This is a genomic window from Pantoea sp. C2G6, assembly GCF_051336815.1.
In the GTDB taxonomy this organism is placed as follows: domain Bacteria; phylum Pseudomonadota; class Gammaproteobacteria; order Enterobacterales; family Enterobacteriaceae; genus Pantoea.
In genome coordinates, this window is the sequence record NZ_JBGMNJ010000014.1 from 58,658 (window position 1) to 84,172 (window position 25,515).

A 25,515-nucleotide genomic window follows, 5' to 3' on the forward strand; every position below is an offset into this window, starting at 1 on the left:
GAAAAGCGTTGAGAAAAACCAACTCTCCGGGCGGCCTGCGTGCCGCCCGTCACTTATTGACCAGGAGCCATCGGATGAAACCCGCTGTAATTCTGTATAAAAAACTGCCTGACGATCTCTACGCGCGGCTGGCTGAGCAGTGTGACATCACCGAAGTGAGCGATCTTTCGCCCGCCAGCCAGCAGCAGCACGCTGCCGCCTTTCAGCAGGCGGAAGGTCTGCTGGGGTCGGGCGGCAAAGTGAATGGCGAGCTGCTGGCGAAAATGCCAAAGCTGCGCGTCTGCTCCAGCGTCTCGGTGGGCTATGACAACTTTGACGTTGAGGCGCTGAATCAGCGCCAGGTGGTGCTGATGCACACCCCGACCGTGCTGACCGAAACCGTGGCTGACACCATGATGGCGCTGGTGCTGAGCACGGCGCGCCGGGTGCCGGAACTCGATGCCTGGGTGAAAGCGGGCAACTGGCAGAAGAGCATCGGCCCGGCGCAGTTTGGCATCGACGTGCACCACAAAACCCTCGGCATCCTCGGCATGGGCCGCATCGGGATGGCGCTGGCGCAGCGCGCCCACTTCGGCTTCGGCATGAAAATCCTTTACAACGCCCGCCGTGAGCATGAAGAGGCGCAGTCGCGCTTTGGCGCGCAGCGCTGTGAGCTGGAAGCGCTGCTGAAGCAGAGTGATTTTATCTGCATCAGCCTGCCGCTGACTGAAGAGACCCATCATCTGATCGGTGCCGCCCAGCTTGAAATGATGAAGCCGGACGCGGTGCTGATCAACGCCGGTCGCGGACCGGTGGTGGATGAGCAGGCGCTGATTGCCGCGTTGCAGGCGGGTAAACTGCACGCCGCCGGGCTGGATGTGTTTGAGCAGGAGCCGGTCCCGGCCGACTCGCCGCTGCTGGCGCTGCCGAATGTGGTGACGCTGCCGCACATCGGTTCCGCCACCCACGAAACCCGCTATGGCATGATGCAGGATGCGGTAGAGAACCTGATCGCTGCGCTCGGCGGCAACGTGGATAAAAACTGCGTTAACCCGCAGGCGCTGAACTAATCCCGTTAACGGCCATTGCGCCCGCCGGGAGCGGGCGTTATGGTGATCCCCCGATTCGCTATCACAAATATTTAACCGCTATGTCCTTTTCTCAGTTCGGCGACAAATTTACCCAACATTCCGGCATCTCACGTCTGATGGAAGATATGGGCGCGGGCCTGCGTACGCCTGGCACCATCATGCTCGGCGGCGGCAATCCGGCGCAGATTCCGGCGATGAACGACTACTTTCAGCAGCTGCTCCAGCAGATGCATGAAGAGGGCAAGCTCAGCGAGGCGCTCTGTAACTACGACGGCCCGCGCGGCAAGGCGACGCTGCTGGCGTCGCTGGCTGAACTGCTGCGTGAACAGCTCGGCTGGCCGATCACCGCACAGAACATCGCGCTGACCAACGGCAGCCAGAGCGCGTTCTTCTATCTGTTTAACCTGTTTGCCGGTCGCCGCGCTGATGGCTGCAAAAAGCGGGTGCTGTTCCCGCTGGCACCGGAGTATCTCGGCTACGCCGACGCCGGGCTGGAAGAGGGGCTGTTTGTCTCGGCGAAGCCGAACATCGAGCTGCTGCCGGAAGGACAGTTTAAATATCATGTCGATTTCGAGCATCTGCCGATGAACGATGAGGTAGGGCTGATCTGCGTGTCGCGTCCGACCAACCCCACCGGCAACGTGATCACCGATGATGAACTGATGCAGCTCGATGCGCTGGCACAGCAGCACGACGTGCCGCTGCTGATCGACAACGCCTATGGCGTGCCGTTCCCTGGCATCATCTTCAGCGAGGTGCGCCCGCTGTGGAATCCCAACATTATTCTCTGTATGAGTCTGTCGAAGCTCGGCCTGCCGGGGGCGCGCTGCGGCATTATTATCGCCGACGAAAAGACCATCACCGCGCTGAGCAACATGAACGGCATCATCAGCCTGGCACCGGGCAGCATCGGTCCGGCGATCGCCAACGAGATGATCCGCCGTGGCGATCTGCTGCGGCTCTCCGAAGAGGTGATCAAGCCGTTCTATCAGCAGAAGGTGCAGCAGACGATTGCGATTCTGCGACGCTATCTGCCGGAGGAGCGCTGTCTGATCCACAAACCGGAAGGGGCGATTTTCCTCTGGCTCTGGTTCCGCGATCTGCCGATCACCACCGAACTGCTCTATCAGCGGCTGAAGGCGCGTGGCGTGCTGATGGTGCCGGGCCACTTCTTCTTTCCGGGGCTGGCACAGGCGTGGCCGCACACCCATCAATGTATGCGGATGAACTATGTGCCGGATGCGGAGAACATCGAGCGGGCGGTGCAGATTCTGGCGGAAGAGGTTGAGCACGCCTGGCGCGACAGCTAATCCTCTGAATCGGTTAACGACAGCTGGCACCATTTTGCCAGCTGCTGAATCGCCTGTTCCACCTCGGCATTCCAGCCAAAACCGGCATTCAGCCGGAAGCAGTGATCGTAGCGCTGATCGGTGGCAAAGATATGACCGGGCGCGATGCCGATACCCGCGTTGCGCGCTTTCAGAAACAGCTCGCGCACGTTCAGCGCCTCTCGTGGCATCTCAACCCACAGCACATAGCCGCCCTCCGGGTCAGAGACCCGGGTTCCCGCCGGAAACTCCCGCAGGACCGACTGGCGCATGGCGCTGATCTGCCGCGCCAGCTCGCGCCGCAGTTTGCGCAGGTGCGCATCATAGCCGCCGCTGCGCAGCAGCTCCGCCACCGCCGCCTGCGACAGCACCGACGTTCCCATGGTGGAGGTATATTTCAGCGAGGCGATTTTGCGCATGTAGTTGACGCTGTGGACCCAGCCGATACGAATGCCGGGCGCGACGGTTTTGGAAAAGCCGCTACAGAGAATGGCGTTGGGGCTGAAGGCGCGCATCGGGAAAGGGCGGCGCTCACCAAAAGCGGTGTCGCCAAAAATATCATCCTCGATAATCACCACATCGTTTTCATCCGCCTGACGCGCGATATAGGCTTTCTGCTCGTTGGGGATGCTTTTTCCCAGCGGGTTATTGATGTTGCATAGAGTCAGGAACACCCGCACTGCCTTGCGCTGAAACAGCCGGGTGAGCTTCGCCACATTCACATACCCTTCCGCGCCAGCTTCCACCTCAATCACCCGTAAATTGAGGTTGTGCAGCATTTGCAGCAGCACGAAATAGCAGGGTGACTCTACCGCCACCACATCGCCGGGCTGGGTGGTGGCGCGCAGCGACAGGGAGATCGCCTCGATACAGCCGTTGGTGATCAGAATATCGTCGGCGCTGATATTGCAGCCGTAATCGACCGCGCGCCGGGCAATTTCCATTTTCAGCGGTGCGTAGCCGGTGCCTTTGACCGTGTTGCCGAGCAGGGCCGGTTTGCTGTAGCCCATCTGGCGCATCAGCAGACCGATGCGCTTTACCGGATAGAGCGCGCTGTCGCCGTTGGCCAGATCGAGACGCACCCGGCAGTCGGAGCCGAGCATCGCCAGGTGCAGTTCAGTCTGCTCATCCAGCGGCGCGATGGCGCGCGGCTGTTCGCTGACCGCGGGCAGCTGATGCGAAGCGGGCCGCCGCGGGGCGACAAAAAAGCCCGATTTAGGGCGGGCGACGGCGTAGCGCTCATCTTCCAGCGTACGCAATGTTTTCAGGGCGGTGGTGAGGCTGACATTGTACTGTGTCGCCAGCGTGCGCACCGACGGCAGACGGCTGTCGGGGGCCAGCGTTCCGGTATGAATCGCCTGTTTGATCTGCTCTGCTATCTGACGGTAACGACTGTTCTGACTCTCCTGTTCACCGACAACTTCGGCCATCTGTTCCACCCTATATCGCGCTGATCTGTGCATATTCAACAGAGTACATTCAAAGTACTTTAGGCTGCATCTCTTAATTATTCATGACGCTAGCCCTGAGCCGCCCGTCAGGCGATAGCCAGCGGGAGCGCCGGGTGGCCGAACAGACCCGACAGATTTCAGTTCGTTAACCGATTCTCTTTACCTGAGGAAAAAGTGAAAGATGAATAATCTGCCCGCCATGATGAAGGAGATTGAAGCCTATCTGTCACCCGCCATCATCGAATCCGCTCAGCGCTGCTCTGCCCGCCTGCTGGCGGCGCTACCGGACAAGCAGCAGCCTGAGAACAACCGTGTGCTGCTCGCCTACGGCGGCGGCAAAGACAGCAGCTATATGGTGGCTTACGTTCGCTATATTCAGGGGCTCCTCTGGCGGCAGCTGGGCAGCACCTTTCGCCTGCGGGTCAGCACCAACCGCCATGCGGCGATGAATCAGAGCGTGATGGAGAACATTCACCGCGTTTACCAGTCGCTGGCGATGCACAACGACCCGCTGGCGGAGTGCCTGGTGGTGGATGGCCTGCAAATCCGGCCGTTTGCCCGCGACCTGCCGATGCCGGAGAGCGTGCGGCGGCAGAACCGCAATGACGTGCTGATGAATGGTCACCGTTTTCGCGCCGATGCGCGCTCCACCTTCTGCAACGCCTGCAATCTCAGCATGGTGAACTCCTTTGGTCTGGCCGCCGACTACAACGGCGGCGTGGATCTGATTATCACCGGCGACTCGCCGCAGGAGCAGGCCGCCTATGTCGCCTGGGCGCGGCATCTCTCCCGGCTGTTTGATGCACCGGTCGCGGACAAAAACCGGGGCTTCAGCGGGTTTTTGCAGACGCTGGATGGGGTGGCTGGCCGCTACTTCAGCGATGTTTATGGTGCCGATCAGCTGACGCCCGCCCACCGCATCACCCACCAGCTGGCCCGTGATCCGCTGTTCTTCAACATCTATCAGGACACCGCCTATGAAGCGGGCGCGCACTGGGCGCTGCTCAGCGAATTTATGCGCTTCCGCTTCGACGATCTGATGTTCAGCTTTTCCGAGTCCGACTGCGGCAACCCCACCTTAATGGCCCACCTGCGCGGACTGCGGGCGGAGACTCTGCTGCAACGCAGCTATGGTGAGGGGATCCGCGAATATGTGCGTTTTGCGCTGGGACTGATGAAGCAGAAAGATTTTCCACCCGCGCTGATCGATGAGATGGCGGCGCGCTATCAGGATGACGCCGCGATCCAGCGGCAGCGGCAACGGGCGGCGACCTTTGCGCAGCAGGCGTTCGATCTCAGCGAAACCCAGCTGATCTGCATGATCTACTCACCCTTTATCGCGCAGGGGCAACAGCTCAGCCACTGGCTGACGCAGCAGCAGATTGCGCTGGAGGAGAGCGCAATCCGCGATCTGCTGGCGCAGCGCAGTGACGACCTGGCGCTGGCGCAGCAGCTCAGCCAGCTGTCCGGCATGACGCTGACGCAGATGCGGCACAGCTGGCAGAGCCAGCCGGTCAGTTCGCTGCTGGAGGGGAAAAGTGCTGATCCGCTGTCGCGTGTGCTGCGCTTTGATCCCCATAAGGCGGTGATTCAGGTCAATAACGGCGTGCTGAATGACATTGTGACGGAAGTGATCTCCGGGCGTTAACCCGGTAAGGCGAGGCGATGAAGAAGATATTCCTGCAAATTGGCGCCACCCGTGACGGACAGAACCCCTACTGCGCGGTGGCGAAGCGCGACGGCTATTTTACCGTGCTGGCGGAAATGGGCGACTTTGTGGATTACCAGTCGATCAGCCTGACGCTGCCGTTTGATCTGATTATTCGCCTCGACCGCCCGGAGAATCCGTGGGAGGTGATGCAGGCCTATCTGCACGCCGGTTTACTGGCGCATCCGCTGGTGGTGCTGGCGGGCTTTGAAGCCTACAACGCCAGTGCCGGACGGCTACGTGAGATGCTGGCCGGGCCGGACGCGCCCGCCGCCTTTATCCCGCTGGATAAATATGCGCAGCGCATGGCGCTGAAAAAAGCCTGGCCGCGTTTTCCGCAGCCGGAGTTCCGCTTTTTCGCCTCGCCGCTCAGCATTCTCGATGCGGAACAGGCGCTGATCTACCCCTGTGTGGTGAAGCCGGTGGATGGCGGCGGCGGGCTGGGTATCTGGCTGATTGAGCGGCCCGAGCAGCTGCGCGAGGTGGTGCGGCAGCTGGTGCAGACCATGAACTACGGCGGGCGCGGCTTCAGCGGATTTATCGTAGAAAGCGCGCTGATCGGCGAGGAGTTTTCATTACAGGGCGTGGTGCATCAGGGGCATCCGCGGGCGCTGACCTGCTGCCAGAAGGTGATTGAGCAGCATCGCGACAGCGCAGGCTGCGTCAGCTTTTATGAGTCGGGACATGTGGCGATAGCGGCGGCGGCGCTGCCTGCGTCGTTCAGCAGCCTGATGACCTTTTGTTGTGAAACCTTTGGCTATCGCCAGGGGGCGTTTCATATCGATTTCATTGTGGTCAACGGCGTACCGCACTTTCTGGAGATGGGGTTCCGGCTCTCCGGGATGGGCGTCGCGACCCTGGTGCAGGAGGCGACCGGCATCGACTGGGCGGAATTGACCTTCCGGCTGGAGGCGGGCGCGGCGCTGCCCGACCTGACTTTTACCTCACCCGGCGCGGTGGGTCAGCTGCGGCTGCGGCAACCGGCCCAGCTGGCGGCGGCTGAGCAGTGGATCCACCAGCATCAGCAGGGCGCGCTGTTGCCGCCACTCAGACTCCCGGCGCTACAGGTGTCGCCGCGCTCATCGCTCTATGCCGATCTCACCCGGCACGCGGGCATTCTGGCGATCTTCAGCCTGACGGCCACGGCGCGCGAGCCCGTTCTGAACGCATTTCAGCAGGTGATCGCCGCCCGGTCGGTGGCGGCGGGGAGAGACAAAGTATGTGCAGGATGATTCTGGCGCATGGCCGGTTCGACAGCGAGCAGATCCTGGAGGCGGCGCGTGCCATGAGCTGTGGGGAAAGCGCCAACCATGATGGTCCGATTAAAGAGCATCCCAACGGCTGGGGCTGCCTGTGGCTGGAAAAGGGTGAGATCCGCACCCTGCATGGGACCGGCGCGTTCGCCGACGCCCTGCCGGGCATTGACGTGGATCGGCTGCGCAGCCGCTTTCTGGCGGTGCATGTGCGTCACGCGACGCTGAGCAGGAATCAGGGACTGGAGTTTTCCCATCCGCTGTGGCGCAACAGCGCAGGCCATCAGTGGTACATGATGCACAACGGCTTTCTGCCGACCATCTATCGTCAGCTCGGCCTGGCGGAGTCACGCTTCGACTCGGAGGAGTATCTGCGTTATCTGGTGGATCAGACCACCCCCGCCGATTTTACCCGCGACTATCTGCGCGCAAAAATGGCGCAGGTTGAGCCGGGCGGCAGCGCGGGCAACGCCATTTTCGTCACCCGGGACAAAGCCTGGGCGTGGCAGTGGTATCCGCACGATACCCCATGGCCCGACTATTTCACGATGCATTTTCAGCAACAGGCGGCCTGTACGCTGATCGCCTCTGAGCCCGTGTCCATACCCGGCAGCACCGGCGGCTGGCGGCGGATGAACAATCATGAACTCTATGAAATACCGTTTAGGGAGTGATAAACATGGCTATTTTCAATCAGTTCCGCGTGATTAATCCCAACATGTTTGTGGAGTCGACCTGGCTGGATGACATCGTTACCGCCCGCGTGCCGCTGCTGGTGCTGCGCAATTTCCTGACGCCGGAGGTGCGGGAAGCGGTGGTCGCGGATCTGCAATGCTGTCGGGAAAAGATCCGTGTTTCCCACTACCCCAATGGCGCGCTGACCACGCTCGGCCCCTATCTGGCGCGTCACACCGCCGCGCCCGATAACTACTTCACCGAGCTGCGCGATATTCAGCCGTCGCTGCCGCCGTCGCTGAACGCCCTGCGTGAACAGATTTACGGCTGGGTGCAGCATGCCCTGCGGCTGGAGAGCCTGCGCATCGCGCATGAACCGGGCCGCGGCGACTACGCCGGCTCTATCGTGCGCTTTCATGCCGATGGCGTCGCGAATCCGCTGCATAACGACAACATCGTGCGTGACGCCGCAGAGAGCCAGCTGGTGGTAACGCAGATCCTGCATCAGCTCAGCTGTGTGGTCTGCCTGCAAGAGTGCAACGCGGGCGGGGCGCTGCGCATCTACAACAAAAAGTGGTCACCGGTGGATGAGCAGTTCAAAACCGCCGGGGAGCTGGGCTATCGCCGCGGAGTGGTGGAGAACAGCGAGACCTGTGAGTTTTCCCCGCGCCGCGGCGATATTTACCTGTTCAATCCCGCCTTTTATCACGAGATCGACCGGGTTGAAGGCGATACCCGCATCACCATGGGCTTCTTTTTCGGGCTGACCGATAAAAAGATGAAGCACGCTATCGCCTGGAGCTAATCCGGGCCGGGCCAGACAAGGAGAGAGGAATGACAACGTTTGAAAAAATTACGGCGCTGCTGGATCAGCATCAGGCCAGCTACCGCGTGGTAGAACATGAAGCGGTCGGGCAGACGGAGCAGATCAGTCAGATCCGCGGTAATGCGCTGGGCCAGGCGGCCAAAGCGATGGTGCTTGAGGTGACGATGCCGGACGGCGCGCCGCCGCGTCAGCTGCTGGCGATTGTTCCCGGTGACTGCCGCATCAATTTTAAAAACGCGGCGCGCGCCATCGGCGGGAAAAAATCCTCTTTCGCCGCCCCGGAGCTGGCGCAGGCGCTGACCGGCTGTGTAATGGGCGCGGTGCCGCCATTTAGTTTTGATGACCGGCTGGCGCTGCGGGTCGATACGCGGCTGCAACAGGTGGGCACCTTATGGTTTAACGCGGGTGAGCTGGAGAAGTCGATCGCGCTGGCGATTGACGACTATTTTCGCATTGTGGGTGAAGAGTGCTGTGCAGACATCGCTAACCCGTTAGCGATCACCGCCTGACGGCGGGATGAGGAGTATCAGATGTCGGTTAAAGATATGCTGTTAGCGTTGTGCGTGGTGCTGGCCTGGGGCGTCAATTTTGTGGTGATCAAGCTGGGGTTGCAGGGAATGCCTCCCTTTTTGCTGGCCGGATTGCGCTTCACCCTGGTGGTTTTCCCCGCCATTTTCTTTGTGCGTCGCCCGCCGATCCCGCTGCGCTGGCTGGTGGTATATGGCATGACCATCAGTTTTGGTCAGTTCGCGTTTCTGTTTCTGGCGATCCAGCTCGGGATGCCCGCTGGGCTGGCGTCACTGGTGCTCCAGGCGCAGGCGTTCTTTACGCTGTTGCTGGGTGCGCTGCTGCTGGCGGAGAAGCTGCGCTGGAATCACATCGCCGGAATTATTATCGCCACGCTGGGGATGTTTATGCTGGCGACGGCGGGGATGGCGGGTCAGACCACGGCGGGTATCACCCTGACGACGATGATGCTGACGCTGGCGGCGGCGCTCTCCTGGGGGATGGGTAACATCACTAATAAGATTATTATGCGCAACCGCAAGGTGCCGATCATGTCGCTGGTGGTGTGGAGCGCACTGGTACCGGTGCTGCCATTCTTCGCCTGTTCGTGGATCTTCGATGGTGAAGCCGCCATTGTTCACAGTCTGCGGAATATTGGCGTACAGACGGTGCTGGCGCTGTTCTATCTGGCGTTTGTCGCCACCATTATCGGCTACGCCATCTGGGGCAATTTACTGAGTCGCTACGAAACCTGGCGCGTCGCGCCACTGACGCTGCTGGTGCCGGTAGTCGGGATTATCACCGCGGCGCTGGTGCTGGATGAGCATCTCTCCGGGCAGCAGATGCTGGGCGCGACAGTGATTATTGTTGGCCTGCTGGTGAATGTGTTTGGCGGGGTGCTGGGGCAGCGTTTAGCGATGCGAACCCAGCCGTAAAGGTGGAGGGTGCTTTTGCGTCTTTACAGTCCCTGAGCCTGCGCAGGATAAAAAAAACGCCGCTGACGCGGCGTTTTTCATGGTTACTTCAGAATCTCAATACGGCGTGGTTTTGCTTCTTCCGGCACCAGACGTTCAAGATCGATGCTCAGCAGGCCATTTTCGAGACGCGCATCGCGCACCACAATGTGATCGGCCAGCTGGAACTTACGTTCGAAATTGCGCTCGGCGATACCCTGATAGAGATATTTGCGCTCGGTCTGCTCCTCGGGATGCGCACCCCGCACGATCAGCACGTTATCGTGGGCGGTAATATCCAATTCGTTCTGAGCGAAACCGGCTACCGCGATAGTGATGCGATAGTGGTTTTCATCGACCAGTTCGACGTTGTAGGGAGGATAACCGCCGTTGCTCTGATTCTGGTTCGATTCGAGCAGGTTAAACAGGCGATCAAAACCGATAGCAGAGCGGTAAAGTGGGGTGAGATCAAAATTACGCATACTAAGACTCCTGAATTTCAGCAAGTTTTGGCAACCTTCCACCGTTGGACAGGTTGAACGGGCAGCTCAGGGTTCCTTGCGGCAACGGTGAGTGCGTCCGTACTCTAAAAATGGGTGCCAGACGACAATTTTCAAGAGGGTGAAATGTAATATTTTTCACCAGATTGCGGAAATGACATACACTCAGGACTACTTTTGCCAGAGCTGCACGGACTTCGCCACAGAGCGTCGACGTTGTCTGGTATATCAACTCAGTCCGGTTTCTGCCGTGGCTGAAGGGATGATGATGATGAAATTGATGAAGACCTTACCTCTGGCTGGGATCCTTTGCTGCTCGGTTGTGACCACCGGTTGTTCCAGCGTGATGTCTCACACCGGTGCGAGCCAGGGTTACTATCCCGGCACCCGCGCCAGTGCCGATCTGCTGGTTGATGATGACACCAGCTGGGCGCTGAAGCCGCTGGCATTAATCGATCTTCCTTTCTCTGCCGTGCTCGATACGCTGCTGCTGCCGTGGGACTACTATCGCAGCGACAGTGACAAATCGCTCGACTCCCCGCGTGAACGTATTCTCAGGAGCGAGAAGCTGGCGCATACCCAGGAACATCTGGCGCAGGCGCAGCCGTTTCCGGTGAATCAGCCCTCGTCTCAGCCGCAACCGTAAAGAGCTGCCGCCAGCCGTTGACCTCGCGCATACAGGCAATCTGCGTGCCGTCGGGCGACCAGACCACGGCATCGCCTGACGGTGCCGCCGCTGTCCGCTCTGTCAGCCGCTGACAGGCACCGCTTTCGACGTTACAACGCATTACGCTGTTATCGCAGACAAAGGCGATGGCGTGACCGTCGGGATGCCAGCTGAAGGCGGACTGAATGCTGTGGTTCAGGTGGGTGATCTGACGCGGCTCACCGCCATTGGGCGACACTCCCCACAGCTGGATCACCTGCCGCTCATCCGCCATCAGAAACGCAATCAGGCTGCCATCGGGGGCTGCGCGCAGCCAGTGGCGCGGTTGCAGCGCCACGCCCCGGCTCACCGTCAGACGACGCTGCTGCACGCCGGTCGGTGGCGCAGGGAGCTGCTGGCTGCTGCCCTCCAGCGGCGCGTCTCCCGCGCGGGCGTAATCCGCCAGCGCGTCCGGCAGATCGACAATAAAGACTTCAGGGCGTTTCTCACCCTGCGCCGTCAGCGTGTCGCCAATAAAGGCGATGGCCCAGCGCTGCCAGCGGCCATCCGCTTTCTGATAGCCGCGATCGCCGACCCAGCACTCTTCATAAGCCCGATTAATCTGGTCACTGCCGGGCACCGGCTGCGCATGAGTCTGGCTTACCAGGACGCAGAAATAGCTGCCGTCATATTCGCGCGGATGCTGTTTCAGCGGGGTCACGGCACCGAGCGGCACCGCGACCCCGACATTGCGCAGGTCCTGCGTGCGATCCCACTCATGCATCACATGATCGTTGTAGGTAAAGCTGAGACGCGATCCATCCGGGCTGAAGACATGCACATGCGAGCCGCCGCGCAGCGCACCCGGCGTAAAGGGCGGGGTAATATCGCAGGCGTCCAGATTGGTCGCCGTGCCGTTCTCAATAATGACGCCGCGCCGGTGGTGAAAGTCATACTGCCACTCCGCATCGGGATGTTCCGGGCCATGAATACAGACGTAGCGCGGCGGCAGGTCAGGACTGACCGTTACCACTCCGACATGCGCGCCGTGCCGGGCCTGATAGAGCACCTCCACCTCACCGGTCGTCACGTTAACCCGCTCAATGGTCTGGCTGGTAAACGAGGCACCCGATGGCCGCACGTCAAACGCCAGCCACTGACTGTCGGCGGTCCAGACATTGATATTGGTGAGCTGATGCTGACGGGCAGCAAAGGTGATCTGTTTTTCTGACATGATGAAACCCGGCGAAGAAACGTTGCCCGACAAATTACGCGATTCTTTTTGGCGGTGCAGCTTTTTTGCCGGATTCAGAGAGCCGGGCCGGAAAGGCCCGGATAAGATGACTGCGGTTGCAGAAGATTAACCGACGCGCTTCACATCACCGACCAGCAGGATATAGGAGATGGCACCCAGCAGGGCGACCACGGAGATATAGATCAGCGCCGGGGCAAAGCCGTAATCCTGTGCCAGATAGCCAACCACCAGCGGCACGGTGATGCCGCCTAATCCGCCAACGAAGTTGAACACCCCGCCGGTCAGCCCGATCAGCCGCACCGGTGCCAGCGAAGAGACCAGCGACCAGGTGATCGACGCGAAGCCGTTACCAAAAAAGGCCAGCCCCATCAGCACCATAATCCACAGCGGATCGTTGGTGTAGTTGGCACCCATGATGCAGGTTGAGATCAGCAGGCCGCAGATAATCGGGGTTTTACGGGCGAATCCCAGCGAACGGCCGCTGCGCACCAGGCGGTCCGCCACGATGCCGGAGAGGATCACCCCGACAAAAGCGGCGAGGAAAGGCACGGTGGTCATAAAGCCCGCCGTCAGCGCGGCAATGTGCTTCTCCTGGGTCAGATAGTTGGGGAACCAGGTCAGGAAGAACCAGAGCGTGGAGGTCACGGCAAACTGACCGAGGTAGACGCCGCACAGCTTGCGATGAAACACCAGCTTCCAGTCGGCGGCGGTTAAACGCACCCGATCTTTCTTCGCCACCGGCGCATCGCCTTCCACCATTGCGCCACCTTCGCGGATATAGCTCAGTTCAGCCTGATTGATCCCTTTGCTTTTACTGGGTGCCTGATAAACCTTAATCCAGATGAATGACCAGACGATGCCGATTGCGCCGGTGATGATAAAGACCCAGTGCCAGCTGAGCAGCTCCTGGATCCAGATCAGCAGCGGCGTCAGAAAGGCGAGGCCGACGAACTGGCCGGAGGTATAGAAGCCCACGGCCGAGGCGCGCTCCTGCTCCGGGAACCAGCTGGTGACCAGCCGGTTATTGGTCGGAAAGGCGGGGGCTTCGAAAATACCGGTGATGGCGCGCAGACCGATCAGGGAGAGCAAGCCGCTGGCAAATCCCTGCAACAGGGTCGCCACCGACCAGCCGAAAATCGCAATAAAATAGGTTAAGCGTGAACCGACGCGATCGAGAAACCAGCCGCCCGGGATCTGGCATAGGGTATATAACCAGGCAAAGGCGGAAAAGACATAACCCATTTGCGCTTTGGTGATCCCAAACTCCTGCTGAATATGGGCGGAGGCGACGGCTAAATTAGCGCGGTCAACATAACAGATCACCACGGTAATAAAGATCATCGCCAGGGTTAAATAACGGCGGCGGGTCGGTTTAGCCTGTGTTGCTGAGAGATCCATGGTGTTTCTCCATCTTCACGTAACGATAATTACGTGCTTTGTAGGGTATCGGATCGGCGCCAGACCGCCTTTCACCACGGATCTGGCGCGCAGAAAACCGCAGGCGCCGGCAGGGCGCGCTGAGGCAGGAGATAAGCGTGTTATTTATGATCCGGCTGACGCAGGCGTGCGGGGAACCCTGCGCCTTATTTACCGGCACATCCTTTACAGGATTTTTTTATTTTATTTGGCTGGAACGGTTACCACTCTGCGACGGCGCCATCCGCCGAACGCCATAATGGATTACGCCAGTCGGGTGCATTTTTACTGCGCTCAATCACTAAGGCTTCATTAATTTCCACCCCCAGTCCCGGTTTATTCAGGGGATAGAAATGGCCATCATCCATTTTAAAATCATCTTTATTCAGCACATAATCGAGCAGCTCCGCGCCCTGATTATAGTGAATGCCCATGCTCTGCTCCTGGAACACCGCATTGCGCGAAACGAAGTCGACATGCAGGCAGGCCGCCAGCGCAATCGGACCCAGCGGGCAGTGCGGAGCCAGCGCCACATCATAAGATTCGGCCATCGCGGCGATTTTGTAGCACTCGGTGATGCCGCCCGCATGGGAGAGATCGGGTTGCAGAATCGCCAGACCGCCCGCTTCCAGCACGCGCTTGAACTCAAAGCGCGAAAACATGCGCTCACCGGCGGCGATCGGAATGTGGGTCTGCGCGGCCAGGCGGGGATAATATTCCGCCTGCTCAGCCAGCACCGGCTCTTCGATAAACAGCGGGCGATAGGGTTCCAGCTCTTTGATCAGCACTTTTGCCATCGGGGCGCTGACGCGGCCGTGAAAATCCAGGCCAAATTCGATCTCTTTACCAAAGGCTTCGCGGATTTGCGCCACGGTATTGACCGCCGCGTCGACTTTCAGGGCGCTGTCGATGATGCCCATCTCTTCGCAGCCGTTGAGTTTGAAGGTATCAAAACCGATGGTGCGCAGTTTGGTGATGCCAGTGATCACGTCAGCCGGGCGATCGCCGCCGACCCAGCTGTAGGCTTTGATGCGATCGCGCACCAGGCCGCCCAGCAGCTGATACACCGGCACGCCCAGCGCCTTGCCTTTGATGTCCCACAGCGCCTGGTCGATGCCGGCGATGGCGCTCATCAGAATCGGACCGCCGCGGTAGAAGCCGCCGCGATACATCACCTGCCATAAATCATTGATGCGCGCCGGGTCCTGACCAATCAGATACTCCGACAGCTCATGCACCGCCGCTTCGACGCTACGCGCCCGTCCTTCAATCACCGGTTCGCCCCAGCCGATGATCCCTTCGTCGGTTTCAATCTTCAGGAACATCCAGCGCGGCGGTAAACGGTAGGTGGTCAGTCTGGTAATTTTCATCGTACAGCGTCCTTATAAGCAGCAATAAAAGCACGGGCCTGTTCAGTGGTGCGCGACAGCGGCTGACCAGCGCGATAGAGATCGCTGCCCAGTCCGGCTCCGACGCAGCCCGCAGCCAGAAATTCATGCAGGTTTTCCGGCGTGACGCCGCCCACGGCAAACACCGGGATAGCCGGTGGCAGTACCGCCTTCAGCGCTTTGATGTAACCGGGCCCAAAGGCCGAAGAGGGGAAGATTTTCAGCGCCTGCGCGCCCGCCGCGAGCGCGGTAAAGGCTTCAGTGGCGGTGGCGCAACCGGCAGCAACCGTCATGCCGTGAGCCACCGCCTGACGGATCACCGCCGGGTCGGTATTGGGCGTCACCACCAGTTTGCTGTTCAGCGCCGCCAGCTGATCGACCTGCTCAGGATGCAGCACCGTCCCCGCGCCAATCAGCGCCCGGTCACCAAAAGTTTTCACCGTGGCGGCGATGCTGGCAGCCCAGTCCGGTGAGTTAAGCGGGATTTCGATGGCGTCAAAACCGGCCTCGATGAGCGTACCGACATGTGCCTCCACCTCCGCCGGGGTGATGCCGCGCAGAATGGCGATCAACGGTAAATCAGTTTGCCAGGACATTGGCGATACTCCTTATTCCATGCTGAAAGGCCCGATCGCCCTCCAGCGTGACAGATTCCAGACCGATGAGCTGCAACGCCTGCTGATAGCGGCGGGCCAGCGTCTCACCGGCGATGATCACCACCGGCTGACGGGTGTCTGGCGTGAGCTGCCGCGTCATCAGCGCCACCTCATGACCAATCAGTAACCCGGAGAGAAACTCGCTGACGTGGCGGCGATCGCACGCGCCGAGCAGGTGGGCCGCGCGCACTTCAAACAGCCGCGACACTATCGAAGTATCCTGCGCACCGCGCTCAAGACCCGCCTGAAACGCCGCGCTGTCCGCTTCCTGCTCAGGCAGGCCGGTGCCGATCAGCGAATGATGCAGCAGCAGATGATGCAGTTCGCCGGTCATCACGGTGCGAAAATCGCGGACCTGTGACCCCTCAACGTCGACCCATTTAGCATGGGTGCCGGGCATCACATAGAGCGGGGCGGTATGCAGCGTGGTGGCACCCAGCAGCTGCGTCTCTTCACCGCGCATCACGTTGTAGTTATCTTGCCGTTCAACGCTCAGTCCCGGCACGATCCACGCTTTATCCGCGACGCGCGTCAGGTGGCTGGCGAGCTGGTCCAGCGCCACCGGACAGCTCAGATAGGGCACCGGCTGCCAGCCCGCGTTGCTGCCGACCATGCCCGCCATGATCACCGGCACGCGGTCTGCGGGCCAGCCTGCGGTAATGTCGGCAAAGACTTCTTCAGGGCGGCGTCCGGCCAGGCGCGTCACGCCCGCTTCAGAGCGGCGCTGATCGACACACTTCCCCTCTTCATAATGCCAGGCGCGCAGATTGGTAGAGCCCCAGTCAATGGCTATATAGCTGCTCACAGTATCTCCTTGAGTCGGGCGGTTGAGCTGGCGATCATCGCCTCGGCGGCCAGCCCGGCGGCATCACCATCCTGATGGCGAATGGCGTCAAACAACGCTTTATGCTCGGCCAGGGTGCGTGGCATGTTGTCCTGATCCGGCATATAGGTGCGGGTGAAAACCGCCTTTTGCAGCTGGCTGATCGCCACGTTGAGCTGCTGAAGCACCGGATTGTGGACCGAGGCCAGCACCGCTTCGTGATAGCGAATATCCGCCTCGTTAAACCGTTCACGATCGGCCTGGTGCGCCACCATATCGTTGTAAGACTGTTCGATGGCGGCCAGGTCGTTGGAGGTGGCGCGCGCTGCTGACCAGCGGGCAATCTGCGGTTCAACCAGCACACGGACCTCGTTCATGGCGGCAATCAGGCGCGGGTCCTGATCGTGCGTCAGCGCCCATTGCAGTACGTCGCTGTCGAGGTAGTTCCACTGATTGCGGGCGGTGACGAACGCGCCACGGTAGCGCTTCACCTCCACCAGCCTTTTTGCCATCAGCGCCCGGAAAACTTCGCGAATGATATTGCGTGAAGTGGAGAAGCGATCGCAGAGATCGGCTTCGGCCGGCAGTGCCGCTCCCGGCACAAAGTGTCCGGCCACAATCTCTTCACCCAGCGTCTGGATGATGCGTTCTGTTTTGCTGATTTGCTGTTGCGTCATGATGATCCATTCAGTGAGAAGCCACGAGCCATCAGATTACTGCGTCGCGCGGGTCACTCCTACAGTCTGTCTCAACCTCTGCGCGCATTGTAGTACCGTTTGATAAAGTTGTACTACAATACAGATCACAAAAACAGCAATCCGCCCTGACGGGTGCGGAAGGGGAAAGCGGCGGGAAAAGCGGATGGCGAGACGCCATCCGGGATAAGGTGGGTTACAGCACTAACTCTTCGATGGCATGGGCGACGCCATCTTCCATATTGGTTTTGGTGATGAACTGCGCAATTTTCTTCACTGAATCAATGGCATTACCCATCGCCACGCCCGTTCCGGCATATTCAATCATCGCCAGATCGTTCTCCTGATCGCCAATCGCCATCACCTCTTCCTGCTTCAGACCGAGTTTCTCCGCCAGCATTCTGACGCCCTGGCCTTTATTGACCCGGCGATCGAGAATTTCGAGGTAGTAGGGCGCGCTCTTCAGGATGGTGTAGGTCTGCTGAGCGTGGGCTGGCAGCCGGGCAATCGCCGCGTCGAGCAGTGCCGGACGATCGATCATCATCAGTTTCGGGAAGCGCATGGCGCGATCCATCTCCTCCACGGCGCGATAGCGCACCGGAATACCGGTCAGGCTCGCTTCATGGATGGTGAATTCACTGATGTCTTTGTTGGGGGTGTAGAGATGAGATTTGTCGAACGCCTGAAAGTGCACGCCAAGCTCACGCGCCAGCTTCTCGATGTAGAGATAGTCGTCAAACGTCAGCGTCACTTCCGCCACGCATTCGCCATCTTCAGCCTGATGAACCAGCGCACCGTTGTTGCTGATCGCGTACTGCCCCGGCGTCTGCATATCCAGTTCCATCAGATAGCGCTGGATGCCGACAAACGGCCGGCCGGTGGTCAGGACAATCGACACACCTTGCTGGCGGGCGCGATCCAGTGCGGATTTCACCCCCGGCGTGATCTCATGTTGCGGGTTGAGCAGGGTGCCATCCATGTCGATAGCGATCAATTTAATAGCCATAGAGTCCTCGTTGCGTCTGGGTTTTGGTCAATGCTAGCGCGATTCCGCGCAGATTGACCAGTTTCATAGCAGGCGAGGACCGCAGGCTGACCGTGCGAACTCAGCCAGTAAAGAGATCGCGGTGGATTTTAATCACCGCTTTTCGGATAGTGGCGGGTTCGCCAGGCGCGCAGCAGGGACGATGAATGTCATAGGGGAAAAACAGCGCAAACATACCGGGCGTCAGGGTGATCACCGACTCGTTCAGTACCTGCTGATAAAAAACCACGTCGCGTTCCTGCGCGAAATCTTCCGTAATCTGATGATCGGGATGGGCGCGGGCGACGCCGATATTCTCGCTGCCCGCCAGCAGATACTGAATGTCGATATAGTTAAAATGAGACTCCGCCCGACGCGCGCTGGCCGGTTCGGTCATCATCTCCTGCACCAGGCAGAACATTTTATCTTCCGGCAGAATGGCATATTTCCCGGTGGCCAGCTGGCTGAAATCGGTGCCGGCAATCCAGCTTATCGCCTGATCAACCACCGGATGAAAGGCGTGACGTTCTCTGTACCAGTCCTGGCGATCGCAAATAATCATCGTGTAACTCCCTGTGCGGAATAGTGCGCCGCAGCGGCGCAAAGAGAGGCAAGAGTAAGGGAGCTGAACAGGTTAAAACGTGATCGGGATCGCAGCACAGCGGCAGGCGTGGCGGGTCGGGCCGCTATGCCGTTTTCAGCCAAAAAAAAGGCCATCACCGGGGTGATGGCCTGTTGCGTCAGCGACCGATTAAATATCGATGTTGGCGGCTTTCAGCGCGTTCTCTTCGATGAAGGCGCGGCGCGGTTCAACCGCATCGCCCATCAGGGTGGTGAACAGCTGGTCAGCGGCAATCGCATCTTTAATGGTCACGCGCAGCATACGACGGCTGTCGGGGTCCATGGTAGTTTCCCACAGCTGTTCCGGGTTCATCTCGCCCAGACCTTTGTAGCGCTGGACAGAGAGGCCACGACGCGACTCTTTCACCAGCCACTCAATCGCCTGTTCGAAACTGGCCACCGGCTGACGGCGCTCGCCACGTTCGATGTAAGCATCCTCTTCCAGCAGGCCGCGCAGTTTACCGCCGAGGCCGCAGATTTTGCGGTACTCCGGCCCCTGAATGAACTCAGCATCCAGCGGATAGTCGGTATCCACGCCGTGGGTACGGACGCGCAGCACCGGTTCAAACAGGTTCAGTTCGCTGTTTTCACGCACCTGCGCCAGCCAGGTGCTGCCGTGCGCTTCGCGTTCGGTGAGATAAGCCACCAGCCGGTTCAGCCAGTCGGTGACCGCCTCTTTATCGCTCAGGTCGCTCAGCGTGTCGTGATAGATCAGCGCGCGCAGCAGGGCCAGCGGATAACGGCGCTCCATACGCTTGATCATCTTCTGAGTGCTGTTGAAGTCAGAGACCAGCGTCTCCAGCGGCTCACCGCCCAGCGCCGGGGCGCTGGCATTGGTGTGCAGCGTCGCACCATCAAGGGCGATAGCGATCTGATACTGATCCATCGCTTCATCATCTTTGATGTACTGCTCCTGCTTGCCTTTCTTCACTTTGTAGAGCGGCGGCTGGGCGATATAGACATGGCCGCGCTCAACGATTTCAGGCATCTGACGATAGAAGAAGGTCAGCAGCAGCGTACGGATGTGCGAACCATCGACGTCGGCATCGGTCATGATGATGATGCTGTGATAGCGCAGCTTGTCCGGGTTGTACTCATCGCGACCAATACCGCAGCCCAGCGCGGTGATCAGCGTGGCGACTTCCTGTGAGGCGAGCATCTTGTCGAAACGCGCTTTCTCAACGTTGAGGATCTTACCTTTCAGCGGCAGAATCGCCTGGTTTTTACGGTTACGGCCCTGTTTGGCCGAGCCGCCTGCGGAGTCACCCTCCACCAGGTAGATTTCAGAGAGCGCCGGGTCGCGCTCCTGGCAATCCGCCAGTTTGCCTGGCAGACCGGCCAGATCCAGCGCGCCTTTACGGCGGGTCATCTCACGGGCGCGACGGGCCGCTTCACGGGCGCGCGCGGCGTCGATGATTTTGCCGACCACGATTTTGGCGTCGGATGGATTTTCCAGCAGGTACTCCGCCAGCAGCTCATTCATCTGCTGTTCAACCGCCGATTTCACCTCAGAAGAGACCAGCTTATCTTTGGTCTGCGAGGAGAATTTTGGATCCGGGACTTTCACCGACACGACAGCGATCAGCCCTTCACGCGCATCATCACCGGTGGCGCTGACTTTGGCTTTCTTGCTGTAACCCTCTTTGTCCATATAGGCATTCAGGGTACGGGTCATCGCCGCACGGAAACCGGCGAGATGAGTACCGCCGTCACGCTGTGGAATGTTGTTGGTAAAGCAGTAGATGTTCTCCTGGAAGCCATCATTCCACTGCAACGCCACTTCCACACCAATGCCATCTTTCTCGGTAGAGAAATAGAACACGGTCGGGTGGATAGGGGTTTTGTTCTTGTTGAGATACTCAACGAACGCCTTGATGCCCCCTTCGTAGTGGAAGTGGTCCGATTTACCGTCGCGTTTATCTTCCAGACGGATCGAGACGCCCGAGTTCAGGAAGGAGAGTTCACGCAGGCGTTTCGCCAGAATGTCATACTCAAACTCAATGACGTTGGTAAAGGTTTCGTAGCTCGGCCAGAAGCGCACGCGGGTACCGGTGGTTTCGGTTTCACCCGACACCGCCAGCGGTGCCTGTGGCACACCGTGCTGATAGATCTGCTGATGGACTTTGCCTTCGCGACGAATGGTCAGCTCCAGCTTCTGCGACAGGGCGTTAACCACCGAGACGCCCACGCCGTGCAGGCCGCCGGAGACTTTATAGGAGTTATCGTCGAACTTACCGCCCGCATGCAGCACGGTCATGATCACTTCAGCGGCAGAGACACCCTCTTCTTCGTGAATGCCGGTAGGGATGCCGCGTCCATCATCCTGCACTGAAACGGAGTTATCCGCATGGATGGTGACCACGATGTCACTACAGTGACCAGCGAGCGCTTCGTCGATTGCGTTATCCACGACCTCGAATACCATGTGATGCAGACCGGTGCCGTCATCCGTATCGCCGATATACATGCCCGGGCGTTTGCGTACCGCATCAAGTCCCTTAAGAACTTTGATACTTGAGGAGTCATAAGAATTCGACATCAACGTTTCTCGCTCATTTTAATCTTCAGGTTGAACCGCTATTTTACCCTGTTCCACGCGGAACATCTTGCCCTTTTCGTCGGTCATGTCGATAACATGCCCGGCAGAAATCGCGCTGACAAACACCTGAGCTTTAGTGGCTTTTAACCGTTCCGCCAGCAGTCGCCGACGGCTTTCATCCAGCTCAGAAGCAAAGTCATCAATGAGGTAAATACAGCGGCGTCCGCTCTGGCTTGTCAGGAACTCGCCCTGTGCCAGACGCAATGCACACATCAGCAGTTTTAACTGCCCGCGTGAGAGTAAATCTTCCACCGGCGTCCCTTCGGCGCGAATACGAAAATCGGCTTTATGGGGACCGCTGGCGGTATAGGTCAGCGCGCGATCGCGCTCGAAGTTGCGTTCCAGCAGTTCGCTGTAGTCGCTCTCTTTGTCCCAGCCGCGCTGGAAAGAGAAGCGCAGTTCAAACTCCGGCAGGAACTGGCCGCAGGTGGCGGTGATCTCCGCCGAAATCGCCGCACTGTATTCCGCGCGCCACTGGCTGATCTGTTCCGCCAGCGGCACCAGCTCCTGATCCCAGGGACGAATCTGGCTGTAACGCGACACCTGACGCAGCGCGGCGTTGCGCTGTTTCAGCAGGCGACGCATGTTGTTCCAGGCGTTGAAGAAGCCGGGTGTGTTATGGAAACAGCCCCAGTCGACATAGGCTCTGCGATATTTGGGGCCGCCGTTGAGCAGGGTAAAGCCTTCCGGGGTGATCAGCTGCATCGGCAGCAGCTGCGCCAGCTCCGCGACTTTGTGGCCATCGCTGCCATCAATACGCACTTTGCTGTCACCGGCCCGGTTTTTGGTCAGCCCGACGGAAATTTCCCGCTCTTTGCCATCCAGACGACCATGTAAAACAAACGCCGTCTCATCGTGACGGATCACGCGGCCCGCCTGCAAACTGCGAAACGAGCGCCCATGACCCAGGGTATGGATCGCCTCTAAAACGCTGGTTTTACCGCTGCCGTTCGCGCCCACCAGGAAATTGAAGCCCGGCGCCAACTCAAGGTCAGCCTGCTCAATATTACGAAAATCTTTGATAAGAAGGCGGGTTAAAGCCATGAATCAATCCAGCGTGAAGGGTAGTGATCGGGATGAAATGGGTTTTGCCTTATAACAATCCAGCACTTACCTGCACCAAACCAGGCCGTCGGCGTCGCAGCTACGTTGCGCTCCGCCAGCGCACAGCCACCGGAGCGTACTGAAGTACGTGAGGATGGCGAGCACTGCCGGGGCACAACGTAGCAAGTAAGCCAGGCCGATATGTAACACCTACAAGCGCATGGGCATCACAACATAGGCCGCGGCGGGACTCGCCACATCCTCAATCTGCACGCTCGACACCGAATCGGTCAGCAGCAGACGGACGTTTTCGCACTTCAGCGCGTTCAGCACATCCAGCACATAACTGACGTTGAAGCCGATCTCCAGCTCCGTGCCGTTGTAGCTGACATCCAGCATCTCTTCCGCCTCTTCCTGTTCCGGGTTATTGGCGGTGATCTTCAGCTGATTTTCGGTGATATAGAGGCGAACACCGCGGAACTTCTCGTTAGAGAGGATAGCGGCGCGAGCAAAGGCCTGCTTAAGCAGATCGCAGCCCGCTTCCAGCACTTTGTCGGGATTCTTCGGCAATACGCGGCGATAATCGGGGAAACGACCATCCACCAGCTTAGAGGTAAAGATGTAGTCGCCAACGTGCGCCCGGATATTACTGCCGCCAATCTGCACCTGAAGCGGAGTATCGCCGCCATCCAGCAGACGCAGCAGTTCAATCACCCCTTTGCGCGGCACAATCACCGAGTGGCTCGGCAGCGCCTGACCAATCGGCATCGAGCAGACCGCCAGACGGTGACCGTCAGTGGCCACGGTGCGCAGCTCTTCCCCTTCGGTTTCAAACATCATGCCGTTGAGGTAATAGCGCACATCCTGATGCGCCATCGAGAACTGGGTCGCCTCAATCAGCCGTTTCAGGGTCGCCTGCGGCAGGGTGAACTCAACTTCACTCTGCCAGTCGTCGAGATTCGGGAAGTCACTGGCGGGCAGGGTCGACAGCGAAAAACGGCTGCGGCCGGAACGCACCAGCATACGATCGCCTTCCAGCGCCAGGGTGATCTCCGCGCCATCCGGCAGGCCGCGACAGATGTCGAGGAATTTGCGCGCCGGAACGGTGGTCGAGCCAGGCTCATGCGCCTGAGTCAGCGCCACGCGCGCGACCATCTCCATTTCCAGATCGGTCCCGGTCAGCAGCAGCGACCCTTCTGTCACCTGCAACAGCAGGTTTCCGAGGATCGGCAGCGTGGGACGACCGCCTAGCGGACCACTCACTTGTTGCAGCGGCTTCAGCAACTGCTCACGTTCAACAATAAATTTCATAGCGTCAGGAAGATAATGTTCTGATGAGATTAGAGAAATCTTCTTTAATGTCGTGGCTCTCTTCACGCAGCTGCTCAATCTTACGGCAGGCATGAAGCACCGTGGTGTGGTCGCGACCCCCAAAAGCATCGCCGATTTCTGGCAGGCTATGGTTCGTCAACTCTTTCGCCATCGCCATCGCCATCTGGCGCGGACGCGCCACCGAGCGCGAACGGCGCTTGGAGAGCAGGTCCGCCACCTTAATCTTGTAGTACTCAGCCACGGTCTTCTGAATATTATCGATAGTGACCAGCTTTTCCTGCAACGCCAGCAGATCGCGCAGCGCTTCGCGCACGAAGTCGATAGTGATCGCCCGGCCGGTGAAGTTGGCGTTCGCGATCACGCGATTCAGCGCGCCTTCCAGCTCACGGACGTTAGAACGTAAACGCTTGGCAATAAAGAAGGCGACTTCGCCAGGCAGACGGATGTCATTCTCATCCGCTTTCTTCATCAGGATCGCCACCCGCGTTTCCAGCTCAGGCGGCTCGATCGCCACCGTTAAACCCCAGCCGAAACGGGACTTAAGACGATCTTCCACCCCGTTGATCTCTTTCGGATAACGATCCGAGGTGAGGATGATCTGCTGATTACCCTCTAATAAGGCATTAAAGGTGTGGAAGAACTCTTCCTGCGATCGCTCTTTATTGGCAAAAAACTGAATGTCATCGATCAGCAGGGCATCCACTGAGCGGTAGTAGCGTTTGAACTCTTCGATCGCGTTGTTCTGCAACGCCTTAACCATATCCTGCACAAAACGCTCGGAGTGCATGTAAACCACTTTCGCATTGGGTTTACGGGCGATGATGCCGTTGCCCACCGCATGCAGCAGGTGCGTTTTACCCAGGCCGGTGCCGCCATAGAGAAACAGCGGGTTATAAGCGCCGCCGGGGTTATCTGCCACCTGGCGTGCCGCCGCGCGCGCCAGCTGGTTCGATTTACCCTCGACGAAGTTATCGAAGTTATGACGGTTATTCACGTTCGAGCGATAGGTCACATCGGCCGGTGCCGGGACATTGTCCCAGCTGGGACGCACGATCTGCGTCGGGGCCGGACGGGTATGACTCTGCACCGGCGCGGCAGGCGCGCTGACGCTGGCCATCACCGGCTGGCTGACGGCCGCGGTCTGCTGCACCGGGCGCGTTCCCACTTCAAAGCGCAGCGTGGGCACATTCGGACCGCAGAATTCGTTCAGTAGTGCGTTAATGCTGTTGAGGTATTTATCCCGGACCCAGTCGAGTACGAAGCGATTTGGAGCATACAAGGCAAGCGTATTGTCGTTTAACTCAGCCTGTAGCGGACGGATCCACATGCTGAATTCGGTGGCAGGAAGCTCATCCTGCAAACGGGCAAGACACTGTTGCCAAAGCGTAAGTGACACGGCGGACTCCACTCGTACAAATTCGATAAGAATAGTAGGCGTTACTCTAAGAAACGTTCATTTTTGACACAGACGTAAGAAAGCGCCTGCGACCGCTATCAGCGGTTTTCCGTCCTGCAATCATCGGAGGATCGTCAGCGGAGGGGCGGATCATAACGTAAAGCGAGGCAGAGATCCTCCCTTTCTACACAGTTTTGATCCTTTTTATCCACAGGCGAAAGGCGCGCAAAGAAGTTTACGCCAGTTGCGGGAAAAACCAGCAGGGATCTGGCTGAATGCGTCAAAATTTCGGACAAGCTCTCGTTTTATCCCCACGATCCCCGGATCCGATCGCAATAAGATCCTGTGC

Annotated in this window: 23 protein-coding genes; 9 read left to right on the forward strand and 14 right to left on the reverse strand. The window is 59.1% G+C overall.

From position 1 onward, the window contains the following. Positions 1 to 74 precede the first annotated feature (74 nt). Both ghrB and ACCW71_RS16655 read left to right on the forward strand, forming a co-directional pair. Positions 75 to 1,049 carry a glyoxylate/hydroxypyruvate reductase GhrB gene (gene ghrB, locus ACCW71_RS16650; RefSeq protein ID WP_436373292.1) on the forward strand — a complete coding sequence of 325 codons (975 nt, stop codon included), beginning with the start codon at positions 75 to 77 and terminating at the stop codon, positions 1,047 to 1,049. 80 nt (positions 1,050 to 1,129) lie between these two features. Continuing rightward, positions 1,130 to 2,380 (forward strand): valine--pyruvate transaminase, encoded by a 1,251-nt coding sequence (locus ACCW71_RS16655; protein WP_436373294.1) that lies wholly within the window; start codon positions 1,130 to 1,132, stop codon positions 2,378 to 2,380. On the opposite strand, the gene ACCW71_RS16660 is transcribed toward ACCW71_RS16655, so the two are convergent. Beyond that, on the reverse strand, positions 2,377 to 3,828 hold the full coding sequence (locus ACCW71_RS16660) for a PLP-dependent aminotransferase family protein (RefSeq protein WP_436373296.1): 1,452 nt from the start codon (positions 3,826 to 3,828) through the stop codon (positions 2,377 to 2,379). The genes ACCW71_RS16655 and ACCW71_RS16660 overlap by 4 nt on opposite strands. Before the next feature lie 202 nt (positions 3,829 to 4,030). On the opposite strand from ACCW71_RS16660, the gene ACCW71_RS16665 reads away from it, so the two are divergent. From ACCW71_RS16665 to ACCW71_RS16690, 6 genes are read left to right on the forward strand one after another with little or no spacing between them, the layout of a single operon-like run. Beyond that, complete coding sequence (locus tag ACCW71_RS16665) at positions 4,031 to 5,497, forward strand: hypothetical protein (protein WP_436373298.1); 1,467 nt, start codon at positions 4,031 to 4,033, stop codon at positions 5,495 to 5,497. 17 nt (positions 5,498 to 5,514) lie between these two features. After that, entirely contained in the window at positions 5,515 to 6,789 is a 1,275-nt protein-coding gene (locus ACCW71_RS16670) for an ATP-grasp domain-containing protein (RefSeq protein WP_436373300.1), read from the forward strand. Next, the gene (locus tag ACCW71_RS16675; protein WP_436373301.1) at positions 6,777 to 7,484 is read left to right on the forward strand and encodes a class II glutamine amidotransferase; all 708 of its coding nucleotides are present in this window, start codon (positions 6,777 to 6,779) and stop codon (positions 7,482 to 7,484) included. Before ACCW71_RS16670 ends, ACCW71_RS16675 begins: the two co-directional genes overlap by 13 nt. Positions 7,485 to 7,489: 5 nt before the next feature. Further along, positions 7,490 to 8,290, forward strand: a complete 801-nt coding sequence (locus ACCW71_RS16680; protein ID WP_436373302.1) for a 2OG-Fe(II)-dependent halogenase WelO5 family protein — start codon at positions 7,490 to 7,492, stop codon at positions 8,288 to 8,290. A 29-nt stretch (positions 8,291 to 8,319) separates the two neighbouring features. Then, positions 8,320 to 8,820: a YbaK/EbsC family protein gene (locus ACCW71_RS16685; protein ID WP_436373303.1), complete on the forward strand. Its 501-nt coding sequence runs from the start codon at positions 8,320 to 8,322 to the stop codon at positions 8,818 to 8,820. Positions 8,821 to 8,841: 21 nt separating this feature from the next. Then, positions 8,842 to 9,753 carry an EamA family transporter gene (locus tag ACCW71_RS16690; RefSeq protein ID WP_436373304.1) on the forward strand — a complete coding sequence of 304 codons (912 nt, stop codon included), beginning with the start codon at positions 8,842 to 8,844 and terminating at the stop codon, positions 9,751 to 9,753. Between the two features lie 83 nt (positions 9,754 to 9,836). On the opposite strand, the gene ibpA is transcribed toward ACCW71_RS16690, so the two are convergent. Continuing rightward, positions 9,837 to 10,253, reverse strand: a complete 417-nt coding sequence (ibpA, locus tag ACCW71_RS16695; protein ID WP_436373305.1) for a small heat shock chaperone IbpA — start codon at positions 10,251 to 10,253, stop codon at positions 9,837 to 9,839. Between the two features lie 289 nt (positions 10,254 to 10,542). Between ibpA and ACCW71_RS16700 the strand changes: the two genes are divergently transcribed. Continuing rightward, positions 10,543 to 10,917, forward strand: coding sequence for a YceK/YidQ family lipoprotein (locus ACCW71_RS16700; protein ID WP_436373306.1), 375 nt, complete (start codon positions 10,543 to 10,545; stop codon positions 10,915 to 10,917). Here the strand turns inward: ACCW71_RS16700 and ACCW71_RS16705 are convergent. From ACCW71_RS16705 to dnaA, 12 genes are all read right to left on the reverse strand, one after another. Then, entirely contained in the window at positions 10,826 to 12,151 is a 1,326-nt protein-coding gene (locus ACCW71_RS16705) for a DUF3748 domain-containing protein (RefSeq protein ID WP_436373307.1), read from the reverse strand. The genes ACCW71_RS16700 and ACCW71_RS16705 overlap by 92 nt on opposite strands. Positions 12,152 to 12,277: 126 nt before the next feature. Further along, positions 12,278 to 13,570, reverse strand: a complete 1,293-nt coding sequence (locus tag ACCW71_RS16710) for an MFS transporter (RefSeq protein WP_436373308.1) — start codon at positions 13,568 to 13,570, stop codon at positions 12,278 to 12,280. A 239-nt stretch (positions 13,571 to 13,809) separates the two neighbouring features. Beyond that, positions 13,810 to 14,958: a galactonate dehydratase gene (gene dgoD / locus ACCW71_RS16715; RefSeq protein WP_436373309.1), complete on the reverse strand. Its 1,149-nt coding sequence runs from the start codon at positions 14,956 to 14,958 to the stop codon at positions 13,810 to 13,812. Beyond that, the gene (locus ACCW71_RS16720) at positions 14,955 to 15,572 is read right to left on the reverse strand and encodes a 2-dehydro-3-deoxy-6-phosphogalactonate aldolase (protein ID WP_436373311.1); all 618 of its coding nucleotides are present in this window, start codon (positions 15,570 to 15,572) and stop codon (positions 14,955 to 14,957) included. The genes dgoD and ACCW71_RS16720 overlap by 4 nt, the downstream gene beginning before the upstream one ends. Continuing rightward, positions 15,556 to 16,437, reverse strand: a complete 882-nt coding sequence (locus tag ACCW71_RS16725) for a 2-dehydro-3-deoxygalactonokinase (RefSeq protein ID WP_436373312.1) — start codon at positions 16,435 to 16,437, stop codon at positions 15,556 to 15,558. Before ACCW71_RS16725 ends, ACCW71_RS16720 begins: the two co-directional genes overlap by 17 nt. Continuing rightward, positions 16,434 to 17,132, reverse strand: coding sequence for a FadR/GntR family transcriptional regulator (locus tag ACCW71_RS16730; protein WP_436373314.1), 699 nt, complete (start codon positions 17,130 to 17,132; stop codon positions 16,434 to 16,436). Before ACCW71_RS16730 ends, ACCW71_RS16725 begins: the two co-directional genes overlap by 4 nt. Positions 17,133 to 17,346: 214 nt before the next feature. Beyond that, positions 17,347 to 18,156 carry a sugar-phosphatase gene (yidA, locus tag ACCW71_RS16735; protein ID WP_436373316.1) on the reverse strand — a complete coding sequence of 270 codons (810 nt, stop codon included), beginning with the start codon at positions 18,154 to 18,156 and terminating at the stop codon, positions 17,347 to 17,349. A gap of 100 nt (positions 18,157 to 18,256) precedes the next feature. Then, positions 18,257 to 18,736: a YhcH/YjgK/YiaL family protein gene (locus ACCW71_RS16740; RefSeq protein ID WP_436373318.1), complete on the reverse strand. Its 480-nt coding sequence runs from the start codon at positions 18,734 to 18,736 to the stop codon at positions 18,257 to 18,259. A gap of 189 nt (positions 18,737 to 18,925) precedes the next feature. Beyond that, positions 18,926 to 21,334, reverse strand: a complete 2,409-nt coding sequence (gyrB, locus tag ACCW71_RS16745; protein WP_436373319.1) for a DNA topoisomerase (ATP-hydrolyzing) subunit B — start codon at positions 21,332 to 21,334, stop codon at positions 18,926 to 18,928. An 18-nt stretch (positions 21,335 to 21,352) separates the two neighbouring features. Beyond that, positions 21,353 to 22,438, reverse strand: a complete 1,086-nt coding sequence (gene recF, locus ACCW71_RS16750; RefSeq protein ID WP_436373321.1) for a DNA replication/repair protein RecF — start codon at positions 22,436 to 22,438, stop codon at positions 21,353 to 21,355. A 210-nt stretch (positions 22,439 to 22,648) separates the two neighbouring features. Beyond that, a complete protein-coding gene (gene dnaN / locus ACCW71_RS16755; RefSeq protein ID WP_436373323.1) occupies positions 22,649 to 23,749 on the reverse strand; it encodes a DNA polymerase III subunit beta in 1,101 nt (366 codons plus the stop codon). A 4-nt stretch (positions 23,750 to 23,753) separates the two neighbouring features. Next, on the reverse strand, positions 23,754 to 25,166 hold the full coding sequence (gene dnaA / locus ACCW71_RS16760) for a chromosomal replication initiator protein DnaA (RefSeq protein WP_436373324.1): 1,413 nt from the start codon (positions 25,164 to 25,166) through the stop codon (positions 23,754 to 23,756). Between the last annotated feature and the right edge of the window lie 349 nt (positions 25,167 to 25,515).

Bases quoted from the DNA above. Each gene is read 5' to 3' on its own strand.
- ACCW71_RS16670 (WP_436373300.1), top strand. From the start codon at position 5,515: ATGAAGAAGATATTCCTGCAAATTGGCGCCACCCGTGACGGACAGAAC.
- dgoD (WP_436373309.1), bottom strand. From the start codon at position 14,958: ATGAAAATTACCAGACTGACCACCTACCGTTTACCGCCGCGCTGGATG.
- ghrB (WP_436373292.1), top strand. From the start codon at position 75: ATGAAACCCGCTGTAATTCTGTATAAAAAACTGCCTGACGATCTCTAC.
- ACCW71_RS16690 (WP_436373304.1), top strand. From the start codon at position 8,842: ATGTCGGTTAAAGATATGCTGTTAGCGTTGTGCGTGGTGCTGGCCTGG.
- ACCW71_RS16730 (WP_436373314.1), bottom strand. From the start codon at position 17,132: ATGACGCAACAGCAAATCAGCAAAACAGAACGCATCATCCAGACGCTG.
- ACCW71_RS16720 (WP_436373311.1), bottom strand. From the start codon at position 15,572: ATGTCCTGGCAAACTGATTTACCGTTGATCGCCATTCTGCGCGGCATC.
- ACCW71_RS16665 (WP_436373298.1), top strand. From the start codon at position 4,031: ATGAATAATCTGCCCGCCATGATGAAGGAGATTGAAGCCTATCTGTCA.
- ACCW71_RS16660 (WP_436373296.1), bottom strand. From the start codon at position 3,828: ATGGCCGAAGTTGTCGGTGAACAGGAGAGTCAGAACAGTCGTTACCGT.
- ACCW71_RS16685 (WP_436373303.1), top strand. From the start codon at position 8,320: ATGACAACGTTTGAAAAAATTACGGCGCTGCTGGATCAGCATCAGGCC.
- recF (WP_436373321.1), bottom strand. From the start codon at position 22,438: ATGGCTTTAACCCGCCTTCTTATCAAAGATTTTCGTAATATTGAGCAG.
- ACCW71_RS16710 (WP_436373308.1), bottom strand. From the start codon at position 13,570: ATGGATCTCTCAGCAACACAGGCTAAACCGACCCGCCGCCGTTATTTA.
- ibpA (WP_436373305.1), bottom strand. From the start codon at position 10,253: ATGCGTAATTTTGATCTCACCCCACTTTACCGCTCTGCTATCGGTTTT.
- dnaN (WP_436373323.1), bottom strand. From the start codon at position 23,749: ATGAAATTTATTGTTGAACGTGAGCAGTTGCTGAAGCCGCTGCAACAA.
- ACCW71_RS16675 (WP_436373301.1), top strand. From the start codon at position 6,777: ATGTGCAGGATGATTCTGGCGCATGGCCGGTTCGACAGCGAGCAGATC.
- ACCW71_RS16680 (WP_436373302.1), top strand. From the start codon at position 7,490: ATGGCTATTTTCAATCAGTTCCGCGTGATTAATCCCAACATGTTTGTG.
- ACCW71_RS16705 (WP_436373307.1), bottom strand. From the start codon at position 12,151: ATGTCAGAAAAACAGATCACCTTTGCTGCCCGTCAGCATCAGCTCACC.
- ACCW71_RS16700 (WP_436373306.1), top strand. From the start codon at position 10,543: ATGAAATTGATGAAGACCTTACCTCTGGCTGGGATCCTTTGCTGCTCG.
- yidA (WP_436373316.1), bottom strand. From the start codon at position 18,156: ATGGCTATTAAATTGATCGCTATCGACATGGATGGCACCCTGCTCAAC.
- ACCW71_RS16740 (WP_436373318.1), bottom strand. From the start codon at position 18,736: ATGATTATTTGCGATCGCCAGGACTGGTACAGAGAACGTCACGCCTTT.
- gyrB (WP_436373319.1), bottom strand. From the start codon at position 21,334: ATGTCGAATTCTTATGACTCCTCAAGTATCAAAGTTCTTAAGGGACTT.
- ACCW71_RS16655 (WP_436373294.1), top strand. From the start codon at position 1,130: ATGTCCTTTTCTCAGTTCGGCGACAAATTTACCCAACATTCCGGCATC.